Source organism: Haloarcula pelagica (genome assembly GCF_030127105.1).
GTDB classification, from domain to species: Archaea; Halobacteriota; Halobacteria; order Halobacteriales; family Haloarculaceae; genus Haloarcula; species Haloarcula pelagica.
In genome coordinates this window covers 249853-258123 of the sequence record NZ_CP126163.1, presented here as the reverse complement: position 1 = coordinate 258123, position 8271 = coordinate 249853, and the positions used below count along the sequence as shown (strand labels likewise).

6 protein-coding genes are annotated in these 8271 nt (G+C 58.8%); all 6 read left to right on the top strand.

All coding sequences use genetic code 11. From position 1 onward, the window contains the following. The first annotated feature begins 56 nt into the window (after positions 1-56). Entirely contained in the window at positions 57-737 is a 681-nt protein-coding gene (locus tag P1L40_RS22465; protein ID WP_284011661.1) for a methyl-accepting chemotaxis protein, read from the top strand. A 4-nt stretch (positions 738-741) separates the two neighbouring features. Further along, positions 742-1167 carry a chemotaxis protein CheW gene (locus tag P1L40_RS22460; RefSeq protein WP_284011660.1) on the top strand — a complete coding sequence of 142 codons (426 nt, stop codon included), beginning with the start codon at positions 742-744 and terminating at the stop codon, positions 1165-1167. Continuing rightward, complete coding sequence (locus P1L40_RS22455; protein WP_284011659.1) at positions 1164-2969, top strand: PAS domain S-box protein; 1806 nt, start codon at positions 1164-1166, stop codon at positions 2967-2969. Before P1L40_RS22460 ends, P1L40_RS22455 begins: the two co-directional genes overlap by 4 nt. Before the next feature lie 88 nt (positions 2970-3057). Further along, positions 3058-4575, top strand: a complete 1518-nt coding sequence (locus P1L40_RS22450) for an ATPase domain-containing protein (RefSeq protein WP_284011658.1) — start codon at positions 3058-3060, stop codon at positions 4573-4575. Then, positions 4572-6701, top strand: a complete 2130-nt coding sequence (locus P1L40_RS22445; protein ID WP_284011657.1) for a PAS domain S-box protein — start codon at positions 4572-4574, stop codon at positions 6699-6701. Before P1L40_RS22450 ends, P1L40_RS22445 begins: the two co-directional genes overlap by 4 nt. Before the next feature lie 92 nt (positions 6702-6793). Beyond that, a complete protein-coding gene (locus P1L40_RS22440) occupies positions 6794-8215 on the top strand; it encodes a PAS domain S-box protein (protein WP_284011656.1) in 1422 nt (473 codons plus the stop codon). Positions 8216-8271: the final 56 nt, after the last annotated feature.

The following is an 8271-nucleotide window of genomic DNA, read 5'->3' as shown; positions in this document are numbered from 1 at the left end:
CCATCGAAACCCGGGCCGACGAGGCAGCCACGCAGGTCGAAACGCTCGACGAGAAGATGGACCAGATCGGCGAAGTGGTCGAGATGATCACCGAGATCGCCGAGCAGACGAACATGCTCGCGTTGAACGCCTCCATTGAGGCTGCCCGTGCCGGCGAGGCGGGCGAAGGATTCGGGGTCGTGGCAAACGAGATCAAATCCCTGGCAGAGGAGGCTGCCGAGGCGACTGCCGACATCGAACAGCGCATCGAAGAAGTCCAGGCGACGACGGAGGATACCGTCGAGGGAATGCAGCAGATGAGCGATCAGGTGCAACGCGGGTCTGATACGATCGAGGACGCCATCGAGATGTTCGACGAGATCGCCAACGCCGTCCAGGAGGCCGAAAGCGGTATCCGAGAAATCAGCGACGCCACCGACGACCAGGCGGCCTCCTCGGAGGAAGTGGTTTCGATGGTCGACGAGGTCTCCAGCGTCAGTCAGCAAACTGCAGCCGAAGCGAGCAACGTCTCTGCCGCAACCGAGGAACAGACCGCTTCCCTGTCCGAAGCCTCGGAGAACATCCAGCAACTGTCCGGTCTCGCTGAAGACCTGCACGACCAGGTGTCGGATTTCGACACCGGGTCAGGTGCTGGGACAGCAGTCGAGGCGACAACTGGATCGCCGGCCGCGGCCGACGGCGGGCACCACACGTCTGATACTGAGGATCAAACGCCAGGTCACAAGGCGGAGAAGTGAGCCCATGACGTCACACCAAATCCTCGAGTTCACACTCGGGGAGGAACGGTACTGTATCGACATCGAGTACGTCACCGAGGTCGTCAGTCGCTCGAAAAAAGATGTGACTTCGATCCCGGACTCGCCTCCGCACGTCGAAGGAGCGATCGATCTCCGAGGTGAGACGACGAGAGTCATCGATCCGAGTGCCAGACTCTTGCAAGACGGATACGAAGACAACGGGATCAGCCAGGACAGGATGATCGTCTTCGATACCGAAATGACGACTGGCGGGCGTTCCGGCTGGGCGGTAACGGACGTGCGCCGGATCCTGACGATCGAATCCGACTCTGTCGAAGCAGTCGACGAGGCAATGGTCAACGGCCTCGTCACCCGGGAAGACGGACACATCGTCTGGATCGATCCGGAAACTATCTCGGCTGAAACATGAGTGAGGCACAAGTCCAGAGTGAGACCGTAGAACTGATAGAGGTTCTGCACGTCGAGGATGAGTCCGATTTTGCTGATCTCACCGCGACGTTCCTCGAACGAGAGGACGACCAGTTCACTGTCGAGACAGCGACCAGCGCCGAGGAAGGATTGGAAAGAATACGTGATCACCCGCCCGACTGTGTCGTCTCGGATTACAACATGCCCGGCATGAACGGACTCGAGTTCTTCCGGGCTGTCCGAGAGCGGTATCCCGACCTGCCGTTCATCCTGTTCACCGGCAAGGGCAGTGAGGCCATCGCCAGCGACGCCATCTCCGCCGGCGTCACCGACTATCTCCAGAAGGGCTCCGGCACCGAGCAGTACGAACTCCTGGCCAACCGGATCCGCAATGCTGTCCGGACGCGACGCGAGACACAGCGGGTCGACAGACAGCAACAACTGATGCGACTGACGGAGTTTGCCGGCGACACCGGTGGGTGGGAGCTGGACAGAGAGAGCGGGACTATCTTGCTGACGGCTGGCTCCCGGCGAATCATCGGTCGTCCTGATCAGACCGAAATATCTCTCGAGGAGGGGATAGCACTGTTCCACCCGGACGACCGCGAAGAGATCCAGCACACACTCACCAGGGCCTTCGAGACAGGCGAGGAACAGCACAACACGTGGCGACTTCAGCCAGGGGACGGCGACGAGCGTCTGATAGACATGACGATCACGCCGGTCGTAGAATCCGGTGGGAGGGTAACAAAACTCCGTGGTGCTGGTCACGATATCACCGACCGCAAGGAGCGTCGGCAGGAACTCGAAATGCACAAGACGATCATCGAGGCCTTGACCGACGCCGTGTACGTGCTCGACGAGGAGGGACGATTCACCTACGTCAGCGATGAACTCGTCGAGTTGGTCGGCTACGACCGGGAAACCATTCTCGGAAGCACGCCGTCACTCATCAAGGACGAGGATGCCGTCGAACGGGCGGAACACCACCTGGGACGGTTGCTGTCAAGTGACGGTCCGGAGACGGTACAATTCGAGGTGACGATCCAGCCATGTGACGGCGACCCGATCGTCTGTGAGGATCACATGGGTGTCCTTCCCTACGAAGGTGACGAGTTCGACGGGTCAGTCGGGACACTCCGAGATATCACAGAGCGCAAAGAGCGTACACGGGAACTCGAACGGCAAAACGCCCGTCTCGAGGATTTCGCAAGCATCGTCAGCCACGACCTCCGAAACCCGCTCATGACTGCCCAGGGCCGCCTCGAACTGGCACAGGCCGATTGTGACTCCCCTCACCTCGATGAAGTGGGTGACGCAGTCGATCGCTGTCAGGCGCTCATCGATGATCTATTGACGCTTGCCCAGAGTGGGAACGCAGTCGGAACGACGGAACCGGTCACCCTGTCGGAACTGGCCGAGGAGTGTTGGCAGACGACGCCGGGTGCGGACGCAACGCTCGCCGTCGAAACAGACCAGACGATATCGGCTGACTGGAGCCGACTTCAGCAGTTGTTCGAGAATCTCTTCAGGAACGCCGTCAACCACGGCGGCCGCGAGGTAACGGTGACCGTCGGGGAGCTAGCTGACGGGTTCTACGTCGCGGACGATGGAGCAGGAATCTCCGACGAAGACCACGACGATATTTTCGAGGCTGGCTACTCGACCGCTGACGATGGCACTGGATTCGGCCTCACAATCGTCAAGGAGATCGTGGAGGCACACGGCTGGGAGATCCACGTGACCGACAGCGAGGCGAGCAGTGCCCGCTTCGAGATCACTGGCGTCGAAACCGCACACTGAGCGAAGATATATTCTATCTATCAGGTGTCCCGTTATCTAGACCTCCGAATTATATCTCTCGGTTCCCGCTTACAAGACGTGATATACGGTGCCTGATAACTCCAGCGACACGACGAACGAGGAAATCAAGCTGGTAGCGTCGGGTATCCCCGAGCTGGACGAACTGCTCAACGGAGGGTATATCCGGGGCCGTACGTACCTCGTCCAGGGCGCATCGGGAACGGGGAAATCGCTTCTCGGTCAGCACTTCCTACGAGCGGGACTCGATGCCGACGAGACAGTCGTCTACATCCACGGCGAAGAGTCCAGACACGACATTCTCGTCAACGCAGCACGACTCGATGTCGACATTCGGGACGCCGAGTTTTTGGACATCGGGCCCGGGACGGACTTTTTCGCCGAGGACAAGTCCTACAACCTGGTCGAGGCAACTGAAGTCGAATCCGAGCAATTCACGCAGGATATCAAACACGTAATCGAGGATGTCGACCCGGCCCGGATTCTCATCGACCCGATAACACAACTCCAGTACGTGGAACGGGACGAATACCAGTACCGGAAGCGCTTGCAATCGCTCATCCGCTTTCTCCGGGACCGGCAGGTGACGACAGTCGCAACGCGAACACTCGACAGGGAACGGACTCGCGAAAGCACGCACGACGATTTCGAATCGCTCAGCGACGGCGTCATCAACCTGTATCTCGACGAGCACGAACGCCGGATCGCGGTCCCGAAACACCGTGGCCTCGGACAGGTAGACGGCACTCACGGACTCGAAATCCGCGAGCACGGGATCGAAGTCTACCCACAGACCATCCCGGAACACGACAACCGAACGTTCGATCCGGAACTCGTTTCTACCGGACACGCATCCCTCGACGGTCTCCTCGGTGGCGGAATCGAACGCGGGACCGTCTCGTTTATCAGCGGCCCGACCGGCATCGGCAAATCGACCACCGGTGCGCAGATACTCTCGGGCATCGTCGAAGACGGTGGGACAGCACTCGGATACCTTTTCGAGGAGTCTATCGACCAGTTCGTCCATCGTTCGGAAACCCTCGGACTCCCGATCTCGGAGATGCAGACGCAGGGATCACTGGCGCTGACAGAGACCGAACCGCTCGTGCGTTCGGCCGAGGAGTTCGATCAGCACGTCCTCGACCAGGTCGACGAGCACGCACCGGACGCGGTGTTCATCGACGGGCTCTCGGGCTACAAGATCTCACTCCAGGGCAGCGATCAGCGACTCGTTCGCCGGCTGCACGGTCTCACCCGGATACTCAAAAATCGCGGTATCGCGGTCATCGTCACGGACGAGGCGGACCGTCTCACCGGCATCCCGGAAGCCACGAGTACGAACACCAGCTACATCGCGGACAACATCGTGTTTCTCACGTATGTGGAGGTCGACGGCGAACTGGACCGAGCGATCGGCGTTGTAAAAAAACGGCTCGGTGATTTCGACAGCCGGTTCCAGCGGTTTGCTATCGAGTCCGGCGAGGGGCTGGTTATCGAAGGACCGTTCGAGACCGTTCGAGGGATCATGCAGGGTAGTTCAACGCATCGCGTTCCAGACGAGTACCAACAGACAACCGACCAATCATGACCGACCGGTCGAGTCGCGAAGTGAGTGAGCGACACACGGTACAACTCTTTATTCACGGGGACAACGACCGGGAAGCGCTCGAAGAATTTCTCGACGAGCGGTACGACGTCATCGTCGATGACACCCTCCAGCCCGTCGATTGTTATCTCGTTGGTGAACAGATGGTACCGACGTACCGCGAGACGTTACGCGAGCACAAAAAAGAGGCCCATCCGACCTTCACGCCCGTACTGTTGATCCAACAGGAAGGGTCAAGGGGAACGGTCCCGCTGCCGTCAGAGCAGAACGGCGACGGCCCACCGCTCATTGACGAAGTGGTGGCTGCACCCGTCGACCGGACGACCCTGTTTCGTCGTGTGGGGAATTTGTTGGCGAGGCGTGAGCAGTCGGTGGAGTTGTCCACGCGCTACGAGGACGTGCAGATTCGATTTCAGCGGCTGTTCGATTCGACGAACGACGCGATCTTCGTTGTTGCTCCATCTGGCGACGAGATCACCGAGTGTAATCCGGCAGCGTGTTACCTCGTGGGATATTCGCGCGACGAATTGCTCTCTGTATCCCCGACTGAGACGATCCACGCCGACGATCGAGAGCGGTTTCGGTCCTTTCTCCAGCAGGTACAGGAGGCGGGGCAGGGATCGACCGACGACCTCACATGTCAGACGAAGGATGGAGAAAAGCGACAGTTGGAGGTGTCGGCCGCGACGCTCGAGGATTCCGACCAGTCACCGGTAATCCTCTCTGCACGCGACGTGACAGACCGGAAAGCGTACGCACGAGAGCTTGAACTGAAGTCCCAGGCGATGGACAAAGCGCCCGTCGGGATCACCATTACTGATCCCGACCGAGAGGACAACCCGATGATCTACGTAAACGAGGGATTTGAAGCGCTGACGGGGTATTCTGAATCGGAATCGCTCGGGCGCAACTGTCGGTTTCTCCAGGGTGAGGCGACTCGAGAGGAACCCGTCGCCGAAATGCGGACGGCGGTTGAGAAGGACGAGCCGGTGTCCGTGGAACTCCGGAACTACCGAAAGGACGGCAGTCAGTTCTGGAACCGCGTCAGTATCGCGCCGGTGAGAGACGACGCCGGAACCGTCGAGAATTACGTCGGATTCCAGGAGGACGTCTCCGAGCGCAAAGAGCGCGAGATGGACCTACAGCTGTTCAAAAAAGCCGTCGAGAACGCAGGACATGCGGTCTTCATCACTGACAGGGAAGGAACTATCGAGTACGTGAATCCGAAATTCGAATCCCGATCCGGCTATACTCGTGAGGAAGCCGTCGGTCGAACCCCCCGCATCATCAAATCAGGCAAACAGGACGAGGAGTTCTACGATCGGATGTGGCAGACGATCCTTTCGGGCGAGCAGTGGAATGCAAGTCTCATCAATCAGCGCAAAAACGGGGAGCTGTATCACGTCGACCAGACGATCTCGCCCATAGCGAACGACGACGGAGAGATCACGCACTTCGTCACGATCGAGTCCGACGTGACGAATCGACGGTTGCGCAAACAGCAACTCGACGTGCTCAATCGCGTCTTGCGCCACAACCTCAAGAACGGGATGAACGTGATTCAGGGCCGGGCCGAACTACTCCGCGAATCGCTGAGCGATGACGAATCGCAGGCGCACGTGCGGGCGATCGAAAGACGATCGGATGCCATGGAGTCGCTGGGTGACAAAGCCGAAACTGTGCGCTCATTGTTCGAAAAGGAAGTATCAGCTGAGACTGCTACCAATGTGACGGAGTTAGTTAGCGATATCGTCACCACCGTTTCTGAAGAGTATTCGACCACTTCATTCGATCTTGATGGTTCTGACCCACTCTACGTTCGAGCAGATAGCCGGTTGAAGCTGGCAGTGAAGGAACTGCTGGATAATGCTGTCGTCCACAACGACCAACCCGAACCCGAGGTGACGGTTACCACCAGACCATCCAAAAAAAAGCAGTCTGCAGAGTGGATCGACATCGAAATTGTGGATAACGGACCGGGGATTCCAGATCAGAGCTGGAGACGATCAATCAGGGCGAGGAAACGCCGCTCCAGCACGGCAGCGGACTCGGGCTCTGGATCGTCTACTGGACTGTCTCGCTGTACGGTGGCGAAGTCACCTTCGTGAACAACTCACCGCGTGGAGCAGCAGTCATATTGAGCCCCCGGGTGTCCACCGACTCGTCCGTTCAGGCAACGCCTGTTGAACACAACTGACCAATGGAAGACACTGAGACATCGGAAACTCGGAACGAGAATCAGACGGATCGGTATCGGACGCTCGTCGAAGAGTCGAACGACATCGCCACGATCATCGACACTGACGGAACGATGACGTACGTGAGCCCCGCCGTCACACGAGTGCTCGGCTACAATCCCGAGGAGTTAGTCGGGAACACCGGATACGAATACGTACACCCCGACGACCGTGAAAAAAACGCCGACGCGGTTGAAGCTGTTCTGGAGACCCCGGACGAACCCCAGACCGTCGAAGTCCGATTCAAACACGCCGACGGGTCGTGGTGCTGGATCGAAGCCACGATGCGGAACCGGCTCGAAGACGATGTCATCGACGGTATCCTACTCAACAGCCGGGAGATTACTGAGCGGAAAGAACAGGAACGGGAACTCCGCGAACTGGCTGGAGAGTACGAGGCCCTCCTCAACAATGCAGAGGACGCGATTTTCTTCCTCGATGTCGACGCTTCAGACGACGACATTACGTTCGAGTTCGACCGTCTTAGCCCGGCATACGAGCGACAAACCGGAATCACGACCGAAGAGGTGCGGGGAGAAACGCCTCGTGATGTATTCGGTGAGCAAGAGGGAGCGGAACTCGAAGCGAACTATTACCGGTGTGTCAAAGCTCGTGAGCCGATCTCGTATCAGGAAGAGCTAGAAATCGATGAGGAGGCACGCATCTGGCAGACGAATCTCGCGCCGGTACTCACTGACGGCGACGTAACCCGTCTCGTGGGAATTACCCGGAACGTCACCGACCGCGTCGAACGGGAACGACAGCTTCGTCGGCAAAAGGAGCGTCTCGACGAGTTTGCGAGTGTCATCTCCCACGACCTGCGCAATCCGCTCAACGTCGCACAGGGCCGCGCAACGATCCTCGATGAACAAACGGAGAGCGAACACCTCGATCCACTCCTGCGGGCACTCGACCGGATGGAGGCGATCATCGCGGACACGTTGACGCTCGCTCGGCAAGGCGAGACCATAGACGAAACGGAGTCGGTCAGTCTGACCGATCTCGTCGGGAAGTGCTGGGGAACGGTAGACACAGACGCGGCGACTCTCGAGATAACCGATGAGATGACCTTCCAGGGCGATCGCGACCGATTACGGCACGTGTTCGAGAATCTGTTCCGAAACGCTATCGAACACGGCGGCACGGACGTGACCGTTCGTGTCGGACGTGTCGATGAGAACACTATCTACGTCGAAGACGATGGGTCCGGGATCCCCGCAGATCGGCGCGAGGAGATTTTCGAACCAGGCCATTCTTCGACGAGTGGGGGGACCGGATTCGGACTAACCATCGTAAAACGGATCGTAGAGGCTCACGGGTGGACGGTGTCTGTGACAGACGGGTCTGAGGGCGGGGCGCGGTTCGAGCTTGTGATGTCACAATAGGAGGGATGGCCAGTACTCGGACACGCCCTGTCGTCCATGCATCGAGACTACACCCG

Coding starts and splice junctions, on each gene's coding strand:
- P1L40_RS22465 (WP_284011661.1), top strand. CDS start 57: ATGGACCAGATCGGCGAAGTGGTCGAGATGATCACCGAGATCGCCGAG.
- P1L40_RS22460 (WP_284011660.1), top strand. CDS start 742: ATGACGTCACACCAAATCCTCGAGTTCACACTCGGGGAGGAACGGTAC.
- P1L40_RS22455 (WP_284011659.1), top strand. CDS start 1,164: ATGAGTGAGGCACAAGTCCAGAGTGAGACCGTAGAACTGATAGAGGTT.
- P1L40_RS22445 (WP_284011657.1), top strand. CDS start 4,572: ATGACCGACCGGTCGAGTCGCGAAGTGAGTGAGCGACACACGGTACAA.
- P1L40_RS22440 (WP_284011656.1), top strand. CDS start 6,794: ATGGAAGACACTGAGACATCGGAAACTCGGAACGAGAATCAGACGGAT.